Raw genomic sequence first — 21,857 nt, 5'->3', positions numbered from 1 at the left:
CTTCCTTCTCCCCCTTGTGGGAGAAGGTGGCGCGAAGCGCCGGATGAGGGGTATCCCTCCGCAGAGACAACTTTCGATGCGGAAGCAACCCCTCACCCAAACGCGTATGTGGCCGGCACATCGTAGCACTCTCCCACAAGGGGAGAGGGCACGTAAATGAGCGCCGGTGAAATTCCGGGAGGCAACCAGAGAATGTCCGCCAGATACGACGAGCTCAAAGGCCTGAAAAACCTCGGCCAGCAATACGCCTACACCGATCGCGAGGTGATGCTCTACGCCTACGGCATCGGCCTCGGCTCAGACCCGATGGACGAGAACGAGCTCGCCTTCGTCAACGAGGGCACGTTCACGCCGCGGCCGCTGAAGGTGGTGCCGACGTTTGCGTCCGTCGCAGCCTGGGGCTCGGGGCCGGGCGAGATGAACCTCAACCGCGTCATGGTGGTGGACGGCGAGCGCGACATCACCTTCCATCAGCCGCTGCCGGTGGCTGCCAACATCACCGCAGACTCCTCGGTGCTCGAGGTCTACGACAAAGGCAAGGACAAGGGCGTCGTCATCAGCCACCAGACCGTGCTCAAGAACGAGAAGGGCGAGAAGCTCGCAACGCTGGTCGCCTCGCGCTTTGCCCGCGGCGACGGCGGCTTCGGCGGGCCGAACCTGACCCAGCCCGATCCGCACAAGATCCCCTCGCGCAGCCCCGACAGAACCATCGATATCCCAACGCGTCCGGACCAGGCGCTGGTCTATCGCCTCTGCGGCGACCGCAACCCGCTGCACTCGGATCCCGAGTTCGCCAGGAAAGCCGGCTTCCCGCGTCCGATCCTGCACGGCATGTGCACCTACGGCATCACCTGCCGCGGCGTGCTCCAGACCTATGCCGACTACGACGCCAGCGCGTTCCGCCAGCACGTCGCGCGGTTCTCTTCCCCGGTCTATCCCGGTGAGACCGTGACCATGGACCTCTGGAAGGACGGCAACGTGATCTCGTTCGAAGCCAAGGTGAAGTCGCGCGGCGTCACCGTGATCAAGAACGGCAAGACGGTGCTTGGTTAGCACCCTCCGTCATTCCGGGGCAGCCCGCAGGGCTGAACCCGGAATCCAGATGTTGTGGCACGAAATTCCGGGTTCGCGCTTCGCGCGCCCCGGAATGACGATAACGAACAGGGAGAAGCCACCATGGGACTACTCGACGGCAAGGTTGCGCTGATCACCGGCGCGGGCGGGGGGCTGGGTGAGGCCTACGCAAAACTGTTCGCGCGGGAAGGGGCCTCGGTCGTCGTCAACGATCTCGGCGGGCCTCGCGACGGCTCCGGCGCCGACACCTCGATGGCCCAGAAGGTGGTGGACGCGATCAAGGCCGAGGGCGGCAAGGCCGTCGCCAACGGCGCCAACATCTCCACGATGGAAGGCGGCCAGTCGGTGTTCGACGACGCCATCAAGCACTTCGGCCGCGCCGACATCCTCGTCAACAATGCCGGCATTTTGCGCGACCAGACCTTTCATAAGGCCAGCGAGGCCGACTGGGACAAGGTCATCAAGGTGCATCTGAAGGGCACCTTTTGTTGCACCATGCCGGTGTTTCGCTGGATGCGGGAAAACGGCGGCGGTGTCATCGTCAACACCTCCTCGACCTCAGGCCTGATCGGCAATTTCGGCCAGACCAATTACGGCGCGGCCAAGGGCGGCATCTGGGGGCTGTCCAACGTGCTGGCGATCGAGGGCCGCAAGTACAACATCCGGATCTGGACGCTCGCCCCGGGCGCCCTGACCCGCATGACCGCAGACCTGCCCCGCTATAAGGAGAACCCCGGTGCGGCGCTGGGGCCGGACGGCATCGCGCCGGCCGTGCTATACATGGTCAGCGATTTGTCGGGCGACCAGACCGGCAAGGTGCTGGGCGTGTCCGGGCCCCGCGGCGTGCGCGAAATGCGGATGATGGAGATGGAAGGCTGGAAGCCGCCGCATTCGGGCTGGAACGCCCAGGACATCGTCGATCATGCCAAGGAGATCTTCTTCTCCGAGGAGGATGTGAAGCGTTGGTCGGCGAGGCGGTTTTAGCTGTTGTTGTCGTTCCGGGGCGGCTCGAAGAGCCGAACCCGGAACCTCGAGATTCCGGGTTCGCGCCTGCGCGCGCCCCGGAATGACGGAGAAAGAGAGAGCTTGATGAAACTCACCGCCGACGCCAAGGGCACCTTCGCAATCGCGCCGACGCCGTTCCACGATGACGGCCGGATCGACGAGCGCTCGATCGACCGCCTGACCGATTTCTACGAGGAGGTCGGCTGCGATGGCGTCACGGTGCTCGGCATCCTCGGTGAGGCGCCGAAGCTGGATGCCACTGAAGCCGAGCAGGTGGCGGTGCGCTACGTCAAGCGCGCCAAGAAGATGCAGGTGATCGTCGGCGTCTCCGCGCCTGGCTTTGCTACCATGCGCTCGCTGGCGAAGGCCTCGATGGGCGCAGGCGCCGCCGGCGTGATGATCGCGCCGCCACCCTCGCTTCGCACCGACGACCAAATTGTCGGCTATTTCAAGCAGGCGGCCGAGGCGATCGGCCCCGACATTCCCTGGGTGCTGCAGGACTATCCGCTGACGCTGTCGGTGGTGTTCACGCCGGCCGTGATCCGCAAGATCGTCATGGACAATCCGAACTGCGTGATGCTCAAGCACGAGGATTGGCCGGGCCTGGAGAAGATCTCGACCCTGCGCGGCTTCCAGAAGGACGGCTCGCTCCGCCCGCTCTCGATCCTCTGCGGCAATGGCGGCACGTTCCTGGACTTCGAGATGGAGCGCGGTGCCGACGGCGCGATGACTGGCTACGCCTTCCCCGAGCTTTTGATCGACGTCGTCAACCTCTCCAAGGCCGGCAAGCGCGATGCCGCGCATGACATCTTCGACGCCCATCTGCCGCTGATCCGCTACGAACAGCAGCCCGGCGTCGGCCTCACCGTACGCAAATACGTGCTCCAGAAGCGCGGCATCATCGCCTCCAGCGCGCAGCGCAAGCCGGGCGCGACGATGACGGCGACGGCGAAAGCCGAGGTCGATTACCTCTTGTCGCGCGTCGCCCGTTTCGACAAGCGCGCCAATCTCGGCCCGCAATCCAGCGCCGCAGGTTAATCGAATGCCCGAGACATCAGCGTCACGCCCAGCCTCGACGATCCTTTTGCTCCGCGATGGCGCAAAGGCCGACGGCAAGGGCCCCGGCGAAATCGAGGTCTTCATGATGGTCCGCCATCATCAGATCGAGTTCAACTCGGGCGCGCTGGTGTTTCCCGGGGGCAGCGTCGATGCCGGCGATCAGGAGATCGTCGCCCGCGCCGACCTCTATTCAGGCGGCGAGGGCTTGAGCGAGGCGGACCGCGGTTTCCGGATCGCCGCTATCCGCGAGACTTTCGAGGAGAGCGGGATCCTGTTGGCGCGGTCGAAGGACACGGGCGCCGCGGTCGATGCCAAACGCGCCGGCGAGATCGCGGACAAGCATCGCGTTGCGCTGAACGAGCACAAGATCAGCTTCCTCAGCATTCTCGCCGACAACGGCCTCCAGCTCGCGCTCGACACGCTCGTGCCTTACGCGCACTGGATCACGCCGGAGGGCATGCCGAAGCGGTTCGATACCTGGTTTTTCCTCGCCGCCGCGCCGCCCGACCAGCTCGGCGCCCACGACGGCCGCGAGTCCACCGATTCGATCTGGGTGTCGCCGCGCGAGGCGGTCGACGGCGGCGAGACCGGCCGTTTCAAGCTCCCGTTCCCGACCACGCGCAATCTGATCCGGCTTGCCAAGCAGCCAAACGTGAGCGCCGCGATGGCGCACGCCCGCGGCCTGTCCATCGTCACGGTGATGCCTGTGATGACCAAGACCGAAACCGGCCGCCAGCTCCGAATTCCCCGTGAGGCCGGCTATGATGGCGAGGTCTTCGAGGTTGGCGCGGTCGGCTAATACACTTCGACACGCAGCGAAGTATCGGCGAGCGCGGACGCGCTAGGTTCCGTCCATTGCGGAATGGACGGGACGCACAATGAACATCAGGCAAGATACCAACATCGCCGTCGAGCTGGCACTGCTGGTCATGCTGGCAACGCTCTGGGGCGGCTCCTACACCTTCATCAAGCTCGGTGTTGCCACCATCCCGCCGATCACGCTGATTGCGGCGCGCACCGCGATCGCGGGCCTGCTGCTGCTCCTCGTGATGTGGGGGCGGGGCATCCGCATGCCGATCGATGCCGCGACCTGGCAGCGCTTCGCGTTTCAGGCCGTGCTCAACAGCGTCATTCCCTGGACGCTGATCGCCTGGGGCGAGCGCCATGTCGATGCCGCGCTCGCCACCATCCTCAACTCGGCGGGGCCAATCTTCACCTTCCTGCTCACCGCAATCGTCACCCGTCATGAGGCGACGACCCCGCGAAAGCTGTTCGGCGTTATTGCGGGGATGGCCGGCATCCTGCTGATCGTCGGCGTCGATGCCGTCCATGACATCGGGAGCGGGATCATTGCAGACGCGGCGATCGTCGCCGCCACGATCTGCTATGCCTGTGCCGCGATCTTCGGCCGCAGCTTCAAGGGCCTCGATCCCATGGCCCCTGCCGCGGGCTCGCTGCTGGCGGGCGCGGCTGTGCTGATCCCGGCCTCGCTGCTCGTCGAGCAGCCTTGGACGGTAACGCCCTCGCTGAGCTCCGTGCTGGCGCTGCTTGCGCTCGCCGTGTTCTCGACCGCGGCGGCGTTCGCGATCTACTTCCGCCTGATCCAGACCCTGGGCTCGGTCGGAACCACCGCGCAGGCTTATCTGCGTGTCCCCATCGGGGTCACCCTCAGCGTCGCCTTCCTTGGCGAGACCTTGAGTCGGACCGCCTGGATCGGCCTCGCCTGCGTCGTCCTCGGCGTGGCCGCCATGACGATCCCGGCCCGCCGGCCGGCCAGCGCCAAGGCCTGATCAACGCGAGGCGGAGCAGGGCGGCAGGCGAAATATTAAGGATATCCGGCGGCCCCAGGCATGTTCCCCCGCGCCTGCAATACGTCGTATATTGGGCTACCAGTAGCCCGGTCCTCAAAACACCAATGTCCGCCGAATTGACGCCGACCCCCGAGAAAAAGCGTACATTCTCGCTCTCCATCGGCCAGCTCACCTTCGGCAGCTTCCTCCTGGTGCTGGCGGTGATCATCGTCACCTCGACGGCCAGCGTGATCGCGATCCGGCACATCGACACGACTTTCGCCGAGCTGCAGCGGCTCCAGAGCGTCGGCGACCTCGCCGAGGACATCGACCGCCGCATGAACGAGCTGCGGCTCGCCGCGCGCGACTTCGTCACCGATCCCGGTGCCGGCATCCAGTTCAAGCAGGTCGGCGAGGCGGCCTCGACCCTCAGCGACATCCTGAAGAAGACCCGCATCGAGCTCGCGCCCGAGCAGCAGGACATGATCGACGGCGTCACCGAACGCCTGGCGACCTATCGCAGCGGCCTCGAGCGCATCTCGACCCTGATCGACCGCCGCGCGCAGCTGCTCGCCGGATTGCCGCCGCTGCGCGACCGGTTCGACGCCGCGGTCTCCGCCACCGCGGACCGCGAGCTGGCGTCCCGCCTGTCCGAGGCGCAGAGCCGGATCGCGCTCGGTCTGCTCGCACGCAATCCGTCCGCGGCCGAGCAGGCGGCGCAGGGCATGCGGACGATGGACATCGCCGATAGCGGGTTGAAGGCGGCCGTCAATGACTACGCCGACGCCATCATCGCGGTCGCGGTCCGGGAGCGGCAGATCGTCGACATCGACCGCGAGGTGCTGGGTACCGAGGGCCGGCTGATCGGCCGCGTCACCGAACTGCTGCGCGATGTCAGCGACCGCCGCGGCCACGTGCTGTCACGCGACTTCGCCCGGACGCTTGCCGAGGCGCGGTGGCAGAGCATCGTGCTCGGCAGCGTCGGCGTGCTGATCGGCATGGTCGCTGCCGCCTTCGTGGTGCGGCGGACCGTGCGGCCGCTGGCCAAGATCGCGCGATCCATTCGCGCGCTCGCGGCAGGCGAGAAGAACACCTCTATTCCGTCTGCCGACCTCGACAACGAGATCGGCGACATCGCGCGCGCAGCCGAAGTGTTCCGCCGCGCGCTGGAGGAGGCCGACACCGCACGCGAGGCGGCGGTGCGCGCGCTCACTGAGCAGCGCCTTGCGGAGGAGAGCTACCGAAAGCTGTTCGAGGGCTCCGTCGACGGCATCTACGTGACGACGCCGGGCGGAGACCTCCTCAATGCCAATCCGGCGCTGGCGCGGATGATGGGCTATGACAGCCCGCAGCACCTCATCGACAGCATCAGCGATATCGCCCATACCATCTACGTCCATCCCGAGGCGCGCGACGAGTATCAGCGGCTGATGGCGCGTGACGGCATGGTGCGCGAGTTCGAGTACCAGGTGCGCCAGCGCAGCGGCGACATCCTGTGGCTCTCCGACAGCGCCACCGGCGTGCGGGACGAAGCCGGCAACATCGTCCGCTACGAGGGCACGCTGCGCGACATCACCGACCAGAAGCGGGCGGAAGACGCCATCGCCGAAGGCCGGCGCCTGCTCCAGCAGGTCATCGACACCGTGCCGGCGGTCATCAATGTCAAGGACCGCGACCTGCGCTACGTGCTGATGAACCGCTACATGGCCGGCATCTTCGGCATCGAGCCCGGCGATGCGCTAGGCCGCACCACCGCGGACCTGATGTCGCGCTACGGCGCGGCCAAGACCGACGAGAACGACAAGCGCGTGCTCAGGCTGCGCAAGGGTCTGGGTTTCTACGAGGAGGAGTACAAGGACGCCTCCGGCAACATGCGGCAATGGCTCGTCAACAAGCTGCCGCTGCTTGACGCCGAGGGCGAGATCGAGCGGATCGTCACCGTGGCGCTCGACATCGGCGAGCGCAAGCGCGGCGAGCAGGAGATGCGCAAGGCCAAGGAAGCCGCTGAGACCGCGCTGCGCAATCTGCGCGAGACCCAGGCCTCGCTGATCGAGGCGGAGAAGCTCGCGGCGCTCGGACGACTCGTCGCCGGCGTCGCGCATGAGGTCAACAACCCCGTCGGCATCAGCCTCACGGTCGCCTCCGCGCTGGAGCGCAAGACTGCGACGTTTACCTCCGAGGTCGAGCGCGGCGAGCTTCGCCGCTCCACGCTCAACGACTTCCTCAACACCAGCCGCGATGCGTCCTCGCAGCTCGTCTCCAACCTCAATCGCGCCGCCGAGCTGATCCAGTCGTTCAAGCAGGTCGCGGCCGACCGCAACTATTCTGACCAGCGCACGTTCGATCTCGGCGACCTCACCGAGCAGGTGGTGATGAGTCTGCGGCCGGGCCTGCGCAAGCACAATCTGACGCTCAACGTCGAGTGCCAGCCCGATCTCACCATGAACAGCTATCCCGGTCCCTACGGCCAGGTGCTGACCAACCTGTTTCTCAATTCGGTGGCACACGCCTTCCCGGACGGCCGGCCGGGGACGATCGACATCCAGGTGCGCGAGTCCGGCAAGGACAATGTCGAGGTCATCTTCTCGGACAACGGCTGCGGCATGTCGCTCGACGTCCGCCGCCGCGCGTTCGATCCGTTTTTCACGACGCGGCGTGACCAGGGAGGCACCGGTCTCGGGCTGCACATCGTCTACAGCATCGTGACCAACCGCCTCGGCGGGCGCCTCGACCTTGATTCCGAGCCGGGCGGCGGCACACGCATCCAGATGATTCTGCCGCGCACCGCGCCACTTGAGCAGGCAGCGGAATAGCTAGTCGGCGTCAGCGAGCCGGTGCAAGGTGGCGCCGAAGATCTGGCTGGCCTTGCCGACGAGAGCCGTGCCGGTCATCTCAGCGCGGGTGTCCGTGAACGTGCCGCTGACGCCGATGCCGACCGGGGCAGGGCCGCCGAACAGGGGATTGTCGTCGCCCCGCGGAGAGGTGTGGCGCTGGACCAGCACCTCGCCCTTGAAGGTGTTGTCCTTCACGGTGTAGCTGCCAGTGTAAAACAGGTACGCGTCGCCGCCCAGAATCCTGCCGTCGCGAAAAAGAATCACCCCGCTGCCCTTGCCGACTCGACCATCGAGCAGACACACGTGAATCGAATAGAGGCCGTTCTTCATAAAGCCCCGCAAGCCGGCCGCCATCGCCCAATGGCGCAACCGGTAGAGCTTTTATGCCAAAGCACAATCCCGCGCGCAACGCGGCAGTTTGCCAGCCGCCATGCTGTTCCCGTCCTGCAGACCGTAATTGTCCCGGCTTGTCTGTGACACTGATATGACGGTCTCATTATGAGGCGAGGCCAGTCATTGCGAATCAAGTTGGCCCGCGAAATGCATAACCATTGTTGCACTGGCCGCGGGGTGCTGGAGCAAGACAAACGTGAGCAACTGGATCGATTCCGGCGGCGATGAGCCGCGTCTGCACAGTGCGCGTCCCACGATTTGCAAAGACGAACGATGGCGGATTGGCAGCGCGGCACGCTGGCAAAGCGTGACGAAGCTGGCTTGCGCCGCGGCTCTGATTGCGCTCGCAGCCCCTTTCGGGCACGCGCGCGACCGCGGCCAGTTCGTCAACACCAATGCCGATCTGAAGGCCTGGTTCGACGGCCTGCGCAGCGGTAAGGGGCCGTGCTGCTCCGATGCCGACGGCTCGGCGCTCTCGGATACCGATTGGGAGAGCAAGGACGGACACTATCGTGTCCGCATCCCGCGTTCGGGCTCCATGCTCGATCGTCAGCAGCAGCAGGAGATGGTCTGGGTCGACGTGCCCGAGGAGGCCGTGATCTCGGAGCCGAACCGGGTGGGGCGCACCATGGTGTGGCCGATCTACGGCTACATGGGCGTGACCATCCGCTGTTTCATGCCCGGTAGCATGACGTAACCGCACCGAGCGGTTCTCGCCCGGCGGCTGTTGCCTGATGCGGCTTGCGTCAGGCGTATTTCTTGTCGCGCTCGAGCAGCTCGATGGAGATGCCCTCGGGACCGCTGATGAAGCAGATGCGCACGCCGGGGCGGATCGTGGTCGGCTCGCGCGTAAAGGTCACTCCCTTGGCCTTGATCTCGGCCGCAACGGCGTCGATGTCCTTCACCGTCAGACCGAAATGGTCGAGGCCCTGGTGCGGGTGCGGGGGCGGCGGATTGACGGCGTTATCGCCCTCAAGCGGTGCAATGAAGATTTTTGCGCCGCCGAGGTTCACGTCGATCCGTCCGGGCGCGCGTACGATTTCGCCACCGAGGATGTCGCGCAGCCAGGCCGCCGTGGCCTCCGGATCGGGGCTGCGCAGATGGACGTGATCCCAGGTAACGACGACTGGCATTCCTTGTTCTCCCGACAGGGTCTTTCGATGTTGCAGCGCATGTTAACGCGCTCGGGGAGTGATCGCCACCGCCCCTGCCGACTCGCATGAAGCGCGGGAACCTTAGTTCGTCTGCCGGATTAGGGTAAATAGCAGCCAGATCTGTGGTCGGACGCGCTGTGGTCGCTATCGGTTCACCATGAACGCCAGGCTTGATCGTATCGGACTGGGACGCTTCGCCGGGACCGGCGAGCGGGTGGCGCGGAGCGTGACGATCGCGAGTGTCTCATTCGGCCGCAGCCTTTTATGGCTGCTGGCGGCCATCATCGTCGGCTGCGGTGTCTGGATGCTGCTGCCTCTTTCCAAGGGCAACAGCGCCGAGCCGGCGAAGCCTGAGCTCGCATCCGTCGAGCCGGGGTCCTCGGGCGATGCATCAGCGGCGGTCACGCCGGCTTCTGAAGCCCAGGCGCCGGCAATGGCCGACCTCGATCATCTCAGGATTTCATCACAGACTTGGCGCCGCGGTGGCCTCGGCTCGAAGGCGCTGGTGACGTTCACGCTGCGAAATGACAATGACTATGCCGTAAAGGATGTCGAGATCGTTTGCGCATTCGCACGACGCGACGGCAGCCATCTCACCGACCGCATCCGCGTGCTGACCGAGCCGGTCAGCATGAAGAGCCGCAAGACGTTTGCGCGCGTCCCGATCGGCTTCGTCAACGTGAACGCGGATCAGGCGAAATGTTCGCTCCTCGCAGCACGGCGCGCCTGAAAGACAGCGCTCTCCGATAGCGGAAAAGTTACCGTCCGCAGCCCTTGGTCAAAAATCTTGGCGATGCCATTTGAACCAAAGGGCTGAGCTAGGAACCAATTAAAGGATCGCCCGTTGAGGCGGAGAGCCCACGCGGGGATGCGGGGGGCGGAGCGTGGCCAATGCCCATCTTTCGGTACTTCGTTTATGTCGGTGGAGCTTTGCTCGCACTGTTGTTCGCGGTGAGCTACATGGTGCCGGTGGCACCTGTGGCGCAGGCTGTTGCCACCGCGAGCAATGATCAACCCCTGATCCGGATCAGGTCGGATCGCCACCTGCCTGAGCGTGTCGTGCTCGACACCACCCAGCCGACGATTGCGGCGCCCGTGGTGAAGACGGCCGCGGCCGCGCCTCAGCCGCCGGACGCCGCGTCGGCAGCCGCCCTGGCGGAGATGTCGGCCAAGGCGCGGGTGCGCGAGACATTTGCCCAGTTCACCCCTGGTTCGAAGCCCGACGCCGCCAAGAAGTCGCAGGCCCAGGCTCAGCCCAAGCGCAAGGTCGCCAGAGTGCATCCGGCCCCGCCGTATTATGGTGGGCCACAATATGGTGGGCCGCAGTATGGCCGGCCGATGATGGTGGCACAGCAGCCGCATTTCGGCCTCTTCAACACGACCTGGTGACAACCCCGCTGTGACCCGCCTCCGGGGAGGCGGGAAGGGCTTTTTATTGGTCAATCTCTCTGCTAATTCGAAGCCGTCCGAACGCCGCCTGCTGCGCTGGTTCGCCAGCCGCGGTCCCGGCGCTTCTCGGTTGCGGCCCTCCAATGGGCCAGGGCGCTCGTAGCTCAGCTGGATAGAGCATCGGATTTCGATTCCGAGGGTCGGAGGTTCGAATCCTTCCGAGCGCGCCAGCAAAATCAACAGCTTAACGTCATTTTCAATCGGTGGATTTTGCGTTCGGGAAACCGGCGGGATACCTCCACTTGTCGGGCGAGCCACGGCAGCGCGCTTCGGGGAAGGGGGCCCCCGGCGCGATATTTTTTGTTCAAGAACAACGGCGCGCCGTCTACATGCGTCGTGCGAAGGCCGGAGACGGCCAGAGCCGCTCGGGTCTGCCTTAGACTGTCTTGCCCCTTAAGTTGACCCCCAGAACCGAGCCGTGAGACCTTCTGCCTAACGGTCCTAAACGATAGCTCGCGCGCGGATACCCTAAACCGGCGCACTTCGCGAGACCGTTCCAGACCAAGCACCATCGCCCGCCTGCCGGGCGTCATCACTGACACGCCTCCGGAGCAACCAGCTCGCCGGGGAAGGAGGAGTCCTGCGCCATGACTACCGCACTGCCGCCCAACCCGCTCTTATCGTTCTCAGAGCGCCAGGCCCCCAAATGCAGCCTAGCGGCTCTATCGGGCGAAGCTGCCTTAACCGTCGAGGAAGTCTGCACGGCGCTTCGAGTTACCCGGCCTTGGCTTTACTCCAAGGCTGGCCGCTCCGTTGCTGGTGACGGCTTCAAGCTCGGAGGCTCCCGCCGCTACCGCGCCAGCGTCATCGCTTCCGTCCTGGCTGCCTAACGAACTTCCGCGAGAACCCGAATGCAATCATGTTCCAACCAACCGGCCGCGGCTTCGCGACCGCGGCTGTTAGCTCTGTCACCGGCTGAGCGCGCCGAGGCGACCCGTCAGGCAAACGGCATCCTTGGGGTGACGTTCGACTACGTCATCCCCCTTGCGCCGGACGGGGAGGGGTTTCAAGCCTATCGAGCAGACCTTCAGTCCTATTGAAGACGAAAGCGAGACGACGATCCGGGCGATTGCCGACAGACGGCAGGAGTGCGCATCCGATGGGAGCGAACTTAACGAGCTGGAGCGTTCGGCTGAGCGTGCTCTGGACAGGATGCGACGCCAACTCGAGGACCGGCGCAAGCTGCTAGCCGAGCTTTGCCGCCCCATAGTATCGACGCCTGATGCTTTGGAGCGCGCGAGCCGTTACCTTCGCACTATCGGGCGAACGCGCGGCAAGATCGATAAAGCGATCTTCGTTGCCGCTGCCAGTGAGAGTCTCAAGAATCAAGGACTCAAGAAGCACCAGCAGGATGTCGACGAGAAGACTGCATTCCTGGCGAACGGCGGCACTGAAGAGCGGTGGGCCGAATGGCAAGATAAGCTGAGCGGGAGCGCGAGCAGCGGATTTCCAAAGCTGAACGCCAGCGGTCGCTTGACGCTGGCGAGACGACTCAAGAGAGCGAAGAGCGCCGGGACAATCAGTCTATCGGTAAGCAATCTAAGATCGCGTACATCGAAGACATTCGCAGCGCGGAGCCTCGCCACCTCGATTGGTGCGGGAAGTTCTTTATCGCTAGAGGCACGACTTCGATTGTCTCGGGCTTGTGGAGAGCCGGTAAGACGGCTGTCTTCAGTGGGGGGCCGTGCGGGCTCTATGGTGCGGACGGAAAAGCGACCGCCGACGAGAAGGAGCTGATCAGGATCGCCAAAGAAACGGGCGAGCACTACGGCATGCCGGTGGCGATGATTATCATCGATACGCTCAGCCAAAGCATCGCTCCTGGAAATGACCGCGAGCATGGCGGCATTTTCGTTGTCGCCATGCAGCGCATTTCATTGGCAACCGGCGCGAACGTCGCAAGCCTGCAGCACCCCACCAAAGCAGGAGAGCACGTGCGTGGAGACGGGCAATTGCAGGGCAACGTCGACACTGTGATTGAAGTTTCGCGCAACGCGAAGACGGGACGCGGCACTATCGAGGCGGGCTCGAAGTTCAGAATGCGTGTTTCGGCAATTTCCGGACACCGATTTCGGTAATTCGCGGACAGCGATTTCAGTAATTCCGGGACAGGGATTCCGCTAAATCGCGGACAGTTGCGGGAGGTTGGTTTTCGGGAGCGCCGTTCAGGCAATGTTCTCTCTCAAGCTGAGTTTGAGAGGGGCAATGCCGAGACGGAAGCAAGCGAAACGAACCACTGTGAAGGACCTACGATCGATCCTGAGGCTGACGTACGAGCAGGGCCTGTCGGTGCGGGCAGTCTCGGAACGGCTGCAGATCAGCAAGACCTCGGTTGCCACCTACCTGCTGCGGGCGCGCGAAGCGGGCTTGAGCTGGCCGCTGCCGCCGATTTGCGAGAGCGAGGCGACGTTACAGCGGGCCTTGTTCCGGCGGGTCGGGCGGCCTCCGCAGGACTTGAGCGAGCCTGAGTGGCCACGGGTGGCGCAGGAACTCAAGCGCAAGGGCGTGACGCTGACGCTGCTTTGGCAGGAATACGGGACGGCTCATCCCGACGGCTACGGTTACACTTGGTTCTGCGAGAAGTTTGACGCCTATCGGCGGCGGGCGAACCCAACCTTCCGCCACCGCCACGCGGCGGGTGCAGTGATGCAGACCGACTATGCCGGCCCGACGGTGGAGGTGACCGATCCGCAAACCGGCGAGATCCGTCAGGCGCAGATATTTGTCGCGGTGCTCGGGGCCTCGTCGCTGACCTTCGCTATGGCGAGCTTCGGTCAGCGACTGCCAGATTGGATCGAAGGCCAGACCCGGGCCCTGTCGTACTTCGGCGGAGTCCCCAAGGCGATCGTCTGCGACAATCTGAAGGCCGGGGTCGTCAAGGCGTTATGGTTCGAGCCGACGCTCAACCAAACCTTTGCCGCCATGGCCGAGCACTACGACACGACGATTTTGCCGACCCGCAGCCGCAAGCCCCGCGACAAGGGCAAGGTTGAAGGCGCGGTGCTAATTGTTGAGCGCTGGATTCTGGCACGGCTGCGCCATCGGCGGTTCTTCAACCTGACCGATCTCAATGCCGCGATCGGCGGTTTGCTGGAGGAGCTGAACAATCGGCCGATGCGCCATATCGGCAAATCCCGCCGGCAGCTGTTCGAGGAGATCGAGCGCGAGGCGCTGGCGCCGCTGCCGAGCGAACTATTCGAATACGCCGAGTGGAAAACCGCGAAGGTCCATCCCGATTATCACGTCGAAGTCGACAAGACCTTTTACTCGGTGCCGCACCGACTGATCGGCCGTCGGGTGGACGTCCGGCTCACGTATCGAGCCGTCGAGATCTTCCAGGATCACACGCGTGTCGCCAGCCATGTGCGCCGCTCTCAGCGCAGCGGCCATGTCACCGTGAACGAGCACATGCCCAAGGCCCATCAGCGTTACGCCAATATGACACCGGCGAGTTTGATCAAGATGGCGGCGCGGGTCGGCGTCAACGCCGCCACCCTGGTCGAGCGGATGATGCGTGAGCGCCCGCATCCCGAGCAGGGTTATCGCTCCGCCATGGGGATCATCGCCCTGGCGCGGCGCTACGAGCGCAATCGGCTGGAAGCGGCCTGTGAGAGGGCGCTCGCCATCAACGCGATCAATTACTCCTCCGTGAGCGCCATCCTCAAATCCGGGCTGGACCGCGCGAGCCCTGCCGCCGAGCCCATCAAAGCCACGCCCTCCCACGCCAACCATCCGTGGCGGCGCCTATTATCAATGAAGGAAAGGAACATCGCGATGCTGACCCACCCGACCCTCGAGCAGATGCAGGCCCTCGGCCTTGCCGGAATGGCGGCCGCTTACAGGCAACTAGCCGAACAGGACAATGCCGCCGATCTCAGCCGGGATGAGTGGCTCGGCCTGATGCTCGATCGTGAAGCCGCCATGCGTGCCGACCGGCGCCTGACCAATCGCCTCGCCGCAGCCAAGCTGCGCTTCGTCGACGCCTGTATCGAAGACGTCGACTTCGCATCCCGCCGCGGCCTTGACCGGCGCAACACCCTGCAGCTGGCGCAAGGCGCTTGGCTGAAAGCCCATGAGAACTTCATCATCACCGGCCTGACCGGGACTGGTAAAACCTGGCTGGCGTGCGCCTTCGGACGCCAGGCGGCCAGGCTCGATCATTCCGTCCTTTATTTGCGTATGCCGCGCCTGTTCGAAGACCTCGCCATGGCCCGTCTCGATGGTCGCTTCCCGCGCCTCATCGACAAGCTCGCACGGGTCCAGTTGCTCATCCTCGACGACTGGGGCACCCACACCCTCAATGATCAGCAGCGCCTTGCTGATTCCGCTCGATGTCGCCCACCATTCCGGAATGATCTCGCCCACCGTTCCGATTTGATCTCGCCCACCATTCCGAGATGATCTCGCCCACCATTCCGGGATGATGTCGCCCGGGTGACGAGGCCTCTTCTGGCTCCGCTACGGTCCCGCCTTTCGGCTTTGCGAAGGGGGACCTGGATGCCGACGGAGAGGTTTGCGATGCGCCATGTGCGCGATGTGATCAGATTGAAGTCGGCCGGGATGCCGACCCGCGAGATTGCGCGGCGGGTGGGGACAGCGCCTTCGACGGTGCGGTTGACGATCCGCCGGTTCGAGGCGGCTGGGCTGACCTGGCCATTGCCCGACGACATCACCGACGCTGTGCTGGAAGCCCGGTTGTTCGCCAGCACGGAGCCGGTCTCGGCACCCGGCGTGGCCATCGCCGGCAGCCCGAGCCGGACTGGGCGGCGGTGCACCGCGAGCTCCGGCGCAAGCACGTGACGCTGGCGATCCTGTGGGAGGAGTACATCGCCGGCGAACCCGGCGGGTATCGCTATTCGCGGTTCTGCGAGCTCTACCGGGCCTGGGAAGGCCGGCTGTCGGTGACGATGCGCCAGTCGCATGCAGCCGGCGACAAGCTGTTCGTCGATTATGCGGGCGACGGCGTGCCGGTGGTGATCGACCGGTTCACCGGCGAGCGGCGAGTTGCGCAGATCTTCGTCGCGGTGCTCGGCGCATCGAGCTTCACCTACGCGCAGGCGACCTGGACGCAGGGGCTCGCCGACTGGATCGATGGCCATGTCGGCGCCTTCGAGGCGATCGGCGGCGTGCCGGCACTGCTGGTGCCGGACAACACCAAGGTCGCCGTGATCAAGGCCTGCCTGTACGATCCGCAGATCAACCGCAGCTACGCCGACATGGCGGCGCATTACGGCACCGCCATTCTGCCGGCCAGGCCACGGCGGCCCCGGGACAAGGCGAAGGTCGAGCAGGCGGTCCTCATGGTCGAGCGCTGGCTGCTCGGACGGCTGCGCCATCGGACCTTCCACAGCCTCGCCGAGGTCAACGCGGCGATCGCCGAGTTAATGACCCGGCTCAACGAGGAGCGACCGATCCGGCGGCTCGGCGTGACCCGCCGCAAGCTGCTGGAGGAGATCGACCGGCCGGCACTCAGGGTCTTGCCGGAGAGCCCTTACGTGTTCGCCGAGTGGCGGATCTGCCGGGTCAGCATCGATTACCACGTCGAGGTCGAGGCGCATTAGTACAGCGTCCCGCATCGCTTCGTCCGCGCCGAGGTCGAGGTGCGCTTCACCGCCCGCACCGTCGAGATATTCCACAAGGGTGAGCGGATCGCCGCGCATCAGCGCATGAGCGGCAACCACAAGCACACCACCCTGCCGGAACACATGGCGTCCAGTCATCGGCGCTACGCCGGCTGGACCATCGAGCGCATCCGCAAGGATGCCGCCTCGATCGGATCGGCCACCGCGGCGCTGTGCAACCTGATCCTCGATGAACGCACGCACCCCGAGCAGGGCTTCCGCGCCTGCCTCGGCATCATCTGGCTCGCCAGATCCTACGGGCAAGAGCGGCTCGATGCCGCCGCCCTGCGGGCGATCGACATCGGCGCCCGCACCTACGGCTCGGTCAAATCGATCCTCGCCAACAATCTCGATCGGCGTCCTTCCCCCAAGCGCTCCGCGGACGATGCGCCGATCCTTCATCCCAACATCCGCGGGCCGCGCTACTACAACTAGGAGATCACGCCTTGCTCACGCATCCGACCCTCGATCAACTCCACGCGCTCGGCCTTCATGGCATGGCCAAGGCCTTTGCCGACATCGAAGCCGGCGGCGATGCCGCAAGCCTCGGCCACGCCGAATGGCTCGCGCTGCTGCTCGAACGCGAAGCGTCGCTGCGACGCGACAAGCGGCTCTCGAAGCGGCTGCAATACGCCAAGCTGCGTCAGCAGGCCTGCGTCGAGGACATCGACTATCGCACCCCGCGTGGCCTCGACCGCAGCCTACTGACGATGCTGGTTGAAGGGCAATGGATCGACGACCACGCCAACCTTTTGATCTGCGGACCCTCCGGCGTTGGCAAGAGCTGGCTCGCCTCGGCGCTCGGCAACAAGGCCTGCCGCGACAATCGCTCCGTGCTTTATCAGCGCGTCCCGCGGCTGTTTAGCGATCTCGCTTTGGCGCGCGGCGACGGCCGCCATCCCCGTTTGCTGCGCGCGCTCGGCCGTGTCGATCTCCTCATCCTCGACGACTGGGGCCTCGAGCCACTCGACGCCGCAGCCCGCCACGACCTGCTGGAGATCCTCGAGGACCGCTACGGCCACCGCTCCACCATCGTCACCAGTCAGCTCCCCGTCGACCAATGGCACGCGCTGATCGGCGATCCCACCTACGCCGACGCCGTCCTCGACCGCCTGGTCCACAATGCTCACCGGATCGATCTCAACGGCGAGAGCCTGCGGCGAACCCGTAAGCCCGGCCGAAAGACCTGAGCCCGTGGCGCTGTGGACATGCCGCTGCGCTTGGACAACGCGAAGGGCGTTGCCCACATGCCCACAGCAGGAGCAGCAAAAAACAAGTCCTTCGAGCCGCGATTCAAGATTGACCACGCGGCTTCGTCGATGCCAGAAACCAGACAGCCAGAACGCCTCGCGCCCCGGGCGACATCAAATCGGAATGGTGGGCGAGATCATCTCGGAATCCTGGGCGAGATCAAATCGGTACACCCGGGCGAGATCATCGGAATCCGCAGCGCCTTGATCTCCTCGAAATCTTCGAAGAGCGCTATAGGCGCAAATCGACCTTGATTACCGCCCAGCTGCCCGTTGCGCAATGGCACGACATGGTCGGCGAGCCGACCATCGCAGACGCTATCCTCGACCGGATCATCCACAACTCCCACCGCATCGCTCTCGAAGGCGACAGCATGCGAAGGAAAAAAGCCGCGCGCCCCCTTGACCGACGTCGAAAACAGCGAAACGAATACCAACTGACTTCAACAACCAGGCAACCAAAAGCCAGCGCCGCCACGCTGTCCGCGATTTAGCGAAACTGCTGTCCGTCAGTTAGCGAAACCACTGTCGCGTTTTTGCGAAATACGCATTCAGAATCGGAGATCCTTCCAAAGTTCGCTTTGGGTAGCGGCTCAGAGGCGTCGAGATCGGCCGCGATGAGGACGGTGACATTATGGATGTGGTGCTCGCGATGGAGGATCACGACCCGAGTCTCGCGGTCGCAGATGGGGAAGGTGGGGAGGTCCCGCCTATCAAGGTTTCCGACCGCCGTGAGGATCGATTGGACATGTTCCTAGAGACCGCCCGTACCCGAGGCCGAACGCGGGGCCGCGGAGGGCGAGCCGCTCGATGAGATCGCTCTGGACCTACCTACGCTGCGCAGAGCCATCAACGCGGAGCGCGGAAATCTATGCGACCTCGAACGGAAGCCTCTCGCAGCGCTCGACCTGAGAGGCGTCTGGTGTGTGGCACAGGCAACCGTGAAGGCGGAGCGCCTTACCGCCAAGGCCTCGAAGTACTTTCTGGTTATCTAAAGCGGGCATGGCAGTTGCCATGGCACTTTGGGCACTGCCATGGCTTCTGCCATGGGTTTTTCAGGGCTCAGTGCCATGGACGTGCCATGAGGCGCCCCGCCTAAAAGTCGCGCAGGTACAACAGGATGAGCGGTGCCATGGCAGTCTATGGCACCTGCCATAGAGTTGGTCCATCCCGACTTATGGCACTTCCCCCGGCCCTATAAGGGCCGGGGTGCCATAGGTGGACTGCGAACGGAGCGAGCGGGGATAAACGACCGAGTACCGAGAAGTTTGCGCACGGCGAAGCGAACCCACAGGAGGGCGTAGCTTCCTTGCCCGGCCTCACCCGCCCCCCCCAGCTCCCTGCGGATTATGTCGCGGTGCTCCACATGAGAGGCCCGAAGCAGCCGATACGTGGCGAGAATATCTAGAGCTAGGTCGGTCAAGCGGCCCGCATGTTCCAGCGCGTCAATGATCTCGATTTGACGGGCAATATGCTTATCGCTGAGCGCAACGTGGCGCTCAGCTTGAGCTAGGTGCTCGCGGATCATTCGAGGGTCCATGCTTGGACCCTACGCCTAAACCCGACATTCCCAAAATGAATTAGGAGAGGATGAATTTAACTCAGAAGCTCAAAGGCTTACCGCTGGAGGCCCGAAGTTACGCAAATCGAGAGGCCTAATAGGTGAGGGCCGTGCGTAGCGGGCGTCCGGCTCTCGGTCCTATCAGGTATGCCGCGCGGTCCATCTGCCGCGCGGCAGTCCGCCTGGTGGGCGCAGCCGCCGTGCCGGTCCTTTATCGCTTCGGGTGGGAACGGCGCGGCGTGCTATCCGCCTCGCTCTAAGTGAACTTGCTAAATGTACAAAGCGGCCGCCATGGCCCGCTGAAACTGTCGCAGGAATCATTCGCCACTTTCGGCGGGCTGCGGCGCAGAAGGAAGGTAACGCCACAACGTGTTTCCTTTCTCCATACGACGCGGCAGATGAAGATTACGGAATGGCCGCTGAACGATAGCACAAATTCGTTCGCAAACACGTAGTAGGGCGTGGAGATACAGGCTCCGAGAGCGTTGATGTCGCGCACCATGCACGGATGCGTTCCCTGAATTTCACCAAATGACAGCCGCGCAGCCCGGTTGATCGGCATGCGCTCCATTGCACGACGTTCGATCATGGCGAGATGCTCCAAATGGAGAGGTAACTTCAATCAATCGCACTTTACGAAGTCAGTTTCGGGGGCTCCGCCGACACCCCGGAAAACGGCAATACGCGCATGTTGAGCCGCTTGCGCGTACGCAACAAGCAGTGTCGCTGTCCATTTAAAACTGGATCGAAGCTAGTAATTAACCCGGAACCGGCAACTCAAAGAAGGACAGCATGACAAATCAAACTGACCAAGCCATCGGACTGACCGATCTACTCGCGCTATCCGAAGACGCCCGCCTCGGACGTGCCGCCGACGCGCTCGAAAAGATCGCGGCCGCCGCGCCTCAGCTCGAACGCCTCGCCGATGCCGTCGAGACGCTAACCGCGTTGCTCGCAAGCTGCATCGGCGTGGGCTCAGCCCGCTGCTATGTCGGAGCAGGGAAGCCGGAACGTACCGCTGAATTATCTGCGCAGCGGCAATGGTGCGATGCCCTTTGCGTGCGACGCGGACCGTCCGGGGATTGGCGGTGAGTGATCGCGCCACCATTGAGGCGCTCAACGTGCTTGCGGATACCCTGAACGAAGCCGCTGCAAAGCTGGACTCGATTAGCCGAAGCGCTTTCACTAGTGGACTTGTCCCCGGTTCGCCCGTGGCCCGCATGGTCGAGCAGGGCGAGCGGTTCGCCAAGATCACGCCGCGGTCCGGCGAGCCCACAAAGTGGCAGCCCCCGTATGTCGGGCATCGAAGTAAAGATTGACGCGTCCAAGCTCGAAGCCTGGGCGCGCGAGTTATCGACTCGAGGTTTTTGTAACGCCATACGGCGCGCTGTCGACAAATCCGCGACGGCTGCGCGGAGACTGGCTCTCACCAAGATCGCGGAAGACATAGGGGTATCGAAAGCGCGCATAAAGGGCGCTGTCCGCCAGGCTCGGCACAAGCATGCAAGGTCCCGGCGACAACGGTACGAAACCGAGCCAAGGCGCAACGATGGGAGCACAATAATGGAACGTGTCCAATACGCCCCGCGCCAAGGCGCGACCTATGAGCCGTCCCTGGACATCTTAGTCCCCGCGCTCGCGAAGCTCCGCGAGTGCGAGGACTCTTTGAGCGCGCTCATTCTTCTTGATAGCTTGCCTGAGATGATCTTGCCCGGCTTGGCCTACGCGGCGTCGCGCCGACAGTACATTCCGCACGCGGCGGTGCAGGCCGTCGTGACGTACTGCGGCCCATTGTTCTTGGAGCATTGTTTGGGAAAGAAACGAAGCCGCGAGCTTCTCAGGCGGTATCCAAAGCGTGCAGCGCTCTCAGGACTGGTCAGGTATAACGCCTGACCAGTGCTGTCGCGGGGCTGCCGCTTTTTCAAGAGCCAAAGCCTTGTCGATTTCTTGAATGACCGCTGCTTCGGCGGCTTGGCGGTTGGCTGCCGTGGACCCGATAAAATATAGTTTGAGCGGGCGCGGCAGTTATATATGTAAGCTTACAAGTATAACAATCTGTGGGTGAAACAATGCCATCCATCGCTTGCGCGGTCAAGCTAGCAGTATACCGGACTTCCTGCACGTTGAGAGATTTGCCACGCTGTATTGATAGCGGCGCACCTTATGCCGCAATCAAAGGGGCTGGGGAATGAAGATGAGGTTCACCGTAGCTACTCGGGTTTATATGGACGAGTCGACGGGCTTGATCTGTCGAGATCGGCTCGTGCGGGCAGGGCGCAACAAGTTCTATCTGATCGAAGAGCCGGACAGCGCGAGCGGACGGGAAGTCTCTCGGCCGCTCAGTCTCGACGACGTGTTTGATTGGTATCGGATTGAGCCCTGGCAAATCACTCGCACCCTGGTCAGCTATCAGCGAGCGCATGACCGACAACGAGGTGCCTCCTGATCTCGCACGTCTGAGGCAGTTGGTGGTAACCCGCCACGTATGGGGAAAAAGGGCTTTCAGCGGAGGCAATGCGGGAAAAGCTGGCGTCCGTTCTCGATGCTGGCCGGAAGCACTTTGTGTCAGTGCGGACTCTTGCGAGCGGTCGGCTTGAGGTCGAGTTTGACGCGAGCCTAGGTGATGTCGGACGGGCCTTTGAAGAGGCTTCGAAGGCGTCCTCCCGC

Annotated in this window: 17 protein-coding genes, 1 tRNA gene and 2 pseudogenes; 17 read left to right on the top strand and 3 right to left on the bottom strand. The window is 63.9% G+C overall.

Annotated features, from left to right (window positions below; all coding sequences use genetic code 11):
• Positions 1 to 192 precede the first annotated feature (192 nt).
• The 6 genes from AC5V87_RS24895 (at position 193) to AC5V87_RS24870 (ending at position 7,741) form a co-directional block, all read left to right on the top strand.
• Positions 193 to 1,053: a MaoC family dehydratase gene (locus AC5V87_RS24895; RefSeq protein ID WP_456837910.1), complete on the top strand. Its 861-nt coding sequence runs from the start codon at positions 193 to 195 to the stop codon at positions 1,051 to 1,053.
• A gap of 123 nt (positions 1,054 to 1,176) precedes the next feature.
• Positions 1,177 to 2,058, top strand: coding sequence for an SDR family oxidoreductase (locus tag AC5V87_RS24890; RefSeq protein WP_495368035.1), 882 nt, complete (start codon positions 1,177 to 1,179; stop codon positions 2,056 to 2,058).
• 105 nt (positions 2,059 to 2,163) lie between these two features.
• Positions 2,164 to 3,117 (top strand): dihydrodipicolinate synthase family protein, encoded by a 954-nt coding sequence (locus AC5V87_RS24885; protein ID WP_456837912.1) that lies wholly within the window; start codon positions 2,164 to 2,166, stop codon positions 3,115 to 3,117.
• Between the two features lie 4 nt (positions 3,118 to 3,121).
• Positions 3,122 to 3,937, top strand: coding sequence for an NUDIX hydrolase (locus AC5V87_RS24880; protein WP_495368034.1), 816 nt, complete (start codon positions 3,122 to 3,124; stop codon positions 3,935 to 3,937).
• A gap of 79 nt (positions 3,938 to 4,016) precedes the next feature.
• Positions 4,017 to 4,928, top strand: a complete 912-nt coding sequence (locus tag AC5V87_RS24875; protein WP_495368033.1) for a DMT family transporter — start codon at positions 4,017 to 4,019, stop codon at positions 4,926 to 4,928.
• Positions 4,929 to 5,053: 125 nt separating this feature from the next.
• A complete protein-coding gene (locus AC5V87_RS24870) occupies positions 5,054 to 7,741 on the top strand; it encodes a PAS domain S-box protein (protein ID WP_456837915.1) in 2,688 nt (895 codons plus the stop codon).
• Here the strand turns inward: AC5V87_RS24870 and AC5V87_RS24865 are convergent, their stop codons facing one another.
• Complete coding sequence (locus AC5V87_RS24865) at positions 7,742 to 8,092, bottom strand: GrlR family regulatory protein (RefSeq protein ID WP_495368032.1); 351 nt, start codon at positions 8,090 to 8,092, stop codon at positions 7,742 to 7,744. It abuts the gene before it with no gap.
• A 259-nt stretch (positions 8,093 to 8,351) separates the two neighbouring features.
• Here AC5V87_RS24865 and AC5V87_RS24860 point away from each other — a divergent pair, with 259 nt between their 5' ends.
• Positions 8,352 to 8,852 (top strand): hypothetical protein, encoded by a 501-nt coding sequence (locus tag AC5V87_RS24860; RefSeq protein ID WP_456837917.1) that lies wholly within the window; start codon positions 8,352 to 8,354, stop codon positions 8,850 to 8,852.
• Between the two features lie 49 nt (positions 8,853 to 8,901).
• Here the strand turns inward: AC5V87_RS24860 and AC5V87_RS24855 are convergent, their stop codons facing one another.
• Positions 8,902 to 9,288, bottom strand: a complete 387-nt coding sequence (locus AC5V87_RS24855) for a VOC family protein (protein ID WP_456837918.1) — start codon at positions 9,286 to 9,288, stop codon at positions 8,902 to 8,904.
• 178 nt (positions 9,289 to 9,466) lie between these two features.
• On the opposite strand from AC5V87_RS24855, the gene AC5V87_RS24850 reads away from it, so the two are divergent.
• The 9 genes and pseudogenes from AC5V87_RS24850 (at position 9,467) to AC5V87_RS24810 (ending at position 18,123) form a co-directional block, all read left to right on the top strand.
• Positions 9,467 to 10,039 carry a hypothetical protein gene (locus tag AC5V87_RS24850; RefSeq protein WP_495368031.1) on the top strand — a complete coding sequence of 191 codons (573 nt, stop codon included), beginning with the start codon at positions 9,467 to 9,469 and terminating at the stop codon, positions 10,037 to 10,039.
• A 161-nt stretch (positions 10,040 to 10,200) separates the two neighbouring features.
• Positions 10,201 to 10,698, top strand: coding sequence for a hypothetical protein (locus tag AC5V87_RS24845; RefSeq protein WP_456837920.1), 498 nt, complete (start codon positions 10,201 to 10,203; stop codon positions 10,696 to 10,698).
• 153 nt (positions 10,699 to 10,851) lie between these two features.
• Positions 10,852 to 10,928 (top strand) — tRNA-Arg (locus AC5V87_RS24840).
• Between the two features lie 1,473 nt (positions 10,929 to 12,401).
• Positions 12,402 to 12,836 (top strand): AAA family ATPase, encoded by a 435-nt coding sequence (locus AC5V87_RS24835; protein WP_456837921.1) that lies wholly within the window; start codon positions 12,402 to 12,404, stop codon positions 12,834 to 12,836.
• Positions 12,837 to 12,963: 127 nt separating this feature from the next.
• Positions 12,964 to 14,515 (top strand): annotated as a pseudogene (istA, locus tag AC5V87_RS24830) (IS21 family transposase).
• The gene (locus tag AC5V87_RS24825) at positions 14,512 to 15,159 is read left to right on the top strand and encodes an ATP-binding protein (protein WP_495368030.1); all 648 of its coding nucleotides are present in this window, start codon (positions 14,512 to 14,514) and stop codon (positions 15,157 to 15,159) included. The pseudogene istA (AC5V87_RS24830) and the gene AC5V87_RS24825 overlap by 4 nt, the downstream one beginning before the upstream one ends.
• 117 nt (positions 15,160 to 15,276) lie before the next feature.
• A pseudogene (istA, locus tag AC5V87_RS24820) lies at positions 15,277 to 16,814 on the top strand (IS21 family transposase).
• An 11-nt stretch (positions 16,815 to 16,825) separates the two neighbouring features.
• The gene (gene istB, locus AC5V87_RS24815; RefSeq protein ID WP_456837182.1) at positions 16,826 to 17,569 is read left to right on the top strand and encodes an IS21-like element helper ATPase IstB; all 744 of its coding nucleotides are present in this window, start codon (positions 16,826 to 16,828) and stop codon (positions 17,567 to 17,569) included.
• A 311-nt stretch (positions 17,570 to 17,880) separates the two neighbouring features.
• A complete protein-coding gene (locus AC5V87_RS24810; protein WP_456837922.1) occupies positions 17,881 to 18,123 on the top strand; it encodes an ATP-binding protein in 243 nt (80 codons plus the stop codon).
• Between the two features lie 1,323 nt (positions 18,124 to 19,446).
• On the opposite strand, the gene AC5V87_RS24805 is transcribed toward AC5V87_RS24810, so the two are convergent.
• Entirely contained in the window at positions 19,447 to 19,779 is a 333-nt protein-coding gene (locus tag AC5V87_RS24805) for a PilZ domain-containing protein (RefSeq protein ID WP_456837924.1), read from the bottom strand.
• 203 nt (positions 19,780 to 19,982) lie between these two features.
• On the opposite strand from AC5V87_RS24805, the gene AC5V87_RS24800 reads away from it, so the two are divergent.
• A complete protein-coding gene (locus AC5V87_RS24800) occupies positions 19,983 to 20,282 on the top strand; it encodes a hypothetical protein (protein WP_495368029.1) in 300 nt (99 codons plus the stop codon).
• Positions 20,283 to 21,857 lie beyond the last annotated feature (1,575 nt).

It is taken from the genome of Bradyrhizobium sp. SOJA106, from assembly GCF_059448745.1.
This window is presented reverse-complemented; position numbering and strand designations above follow the sequence as displayed.

Bases quoted from the DNA above. Each gene is read 5' to 3' on its own strand.
- AC5V87_RS24885 (WP_456837912.1), top strand. From the start codon at position 2,164: ATGAAACTCACCGCCGACGCCAAGGGCACCTTCGCAATCGCGCCGACG.
- AC5V87_RS24805 (WP_456837924.1), bottom strand. From the start codon at position 19,779: ATGATCGAACGTCGTGCAATGGAGCGCATGCCGATCAACCGGGCTGCG.
- AC5V87_RS24800 (WP_495368029.1), top strand. From the start codon at position 19,983: ATGACAAATCAAACTGACCAAGCCATCGGACTGACCGATCTACTCGCG.
- AC5V87_RS24845 (WP_456837920.1), top strand. From the start codon at position 10,201: ATGCCCATCTTTCGGTACTTCGTTTATGTCGGTGGAGCTTTGCTCGCA.
- AC5V87_RS24865 (WP_495368032.1), bottom strand. From the start codon at position 8,092: ATGAAGAACGGCCTCTATTCGATTCACGTGTGTCTGCTCGATGGTCGA.
- AC5V87_RS24825 (WP_495368030.1), top strand. From the start codon at position 14,512: ATGAAGGAAAGGAACATCGCGATGCTGACCCACCCGACCCTCGAGCAG.
- AC5V87_RS24870 (WP_456837915.1), top strand. From the start codon at position 5,054: ATGTCCGCCGAATTGACGCCGACCCCCGAGAAAAAGCGTACATTCTCG.
- AC5V87_RS24895 (WP_456837910.1), top strand. From the start codon at position 193: ATGTCCGCCAGATACGACGAGCTCAAAGGCCTGAAAAACCTCGGCCAG.
- AC5V87_RS24850 (WP_495368031.1), top strand. From the start codon at position 9,467: ATGAACGCCAGGCTTGATCGTATCGGACTGGGACGCTTCGCCGGGACC.
- AC5V87_RS24875 (WP_495368033.1), top strand. From the start codon at position 4,017: ATGAACATCAGGCAAGATACCAACATCGCCGTCGAGCTGGCACTGCTG.
- AC5V87_RS24880 (WP_495368034.1), top strand. From the start codon at position 3,122: ATGCCCGAGACATCAGCGTCACGCCCAGCCTCGACGATCCTTTTGCTC.
- AC5V87_RS24890 (WP_495368035.1), top strand. From the start codon at position 1,177: ATGGGACTACTCGACGGCAAGGTTGCGCTGATCACCGGCGCGGGCGGG.
- AC5V87_RS24855 (WP_456837918.1), bottom strand. From the start codon at position 9,288: ATGCCAGTCGTCGTTACCTGGGATCACGTCCATCTGCGCAGCCCCGAT.